The 934-nt window shown below is 46.9% G+C and carries 1 protein-coding gene; it reads right to left on the reverse strand.

What is annotated here, in order from left to right; translation table 11 throughout:
* A partial coding sequence (pyrB, locus tag R7R78_RS24840) for an aspartate carbamoyltransferase (protein WP_225474462.1) occupies positions 1 to 784 on the reverse strand: 784 nt, incomplete at its 3' end.
* Positions 785 to 934: the final 150 nt, after the last annotated feature.

Consider the following 934-nt stretch of genomic DNA (forward strand, 5'->3'; position numbering starts at 1 on the left):
GATTTTCACGCGCGCCTTCCAATAGAGCCGCCGTCAGAATGTAAGCCGATTTGATGTGCGCATATTCAGCCTCGTCGAAACGCTCTTTTTGAACGCGAGTCATGTAAAGAATATCGAGCTCAGGAATTACCGCTTCCATCTCTGTGTGTAGGCTGTATTCAATGCCAGCTTCATCGAGTTCTTCGCAGATGTACTCTGGCATCGCCAATGCGTCTGGAGCGACAAAGTAGAAGCGGATGTTATTGAACTTCGCCAGTGCTTGAGTCAGTGAGTGAACGGTGCGGCCGTATTTTAAATCGCCGACAAATGCTACGTTTAGGTTGTCTAAGCGACCTTGCGTTTCCGCGATGGTGTAGAGGTCAGGCAGAGTTTGTGTTGGGTGTTGGTTAGCACCGTCGCCCGCGTTAATCACTGGAACGCCATTCGAAAACTCGGAAGCAAGGCGCGCTGCACCTTCTTGAGGGTGGCGCATCACAAATGCATCGACGTATGAAGAGATAACTTGTACAGAATCAGAAAGCGTTTCCCCTTTCTTCGCCAGAGACGTATTACCATCGTTATCAAAACCAATGACATCACCACCAATGCGTTGAATCGCGGTCTCAAACGACAAGCGAGTACGCGTTGATGGCTCAAAGAAACAGCTCGCAACGACTTTGTTTTTAATCAGTTCTGGTCGAGGTTCCTTCTTCAGATTACCTGCTGTTTCGACGATAAGTTCCAGCTCTTCACGAGAAAGCTCTGGAATAGAGATGATGTGCTTCTGGTAAAGCGAGTTCGCCATGATCTTCTTCCCTATAACAGTGATGACTATCTCCAAAATTGACCGTTGAGGAATTTTGGACATAAAAAAACCTCCCCAAATGGGGAGGTTTAAAAATCGATAGAATTAACGAAAATAACACCACGTAAGCGTAGTCGCTTAGTTAGAGCA

The organism is Vibrio sp. 2134-1, from assembly GCF_033339495.1.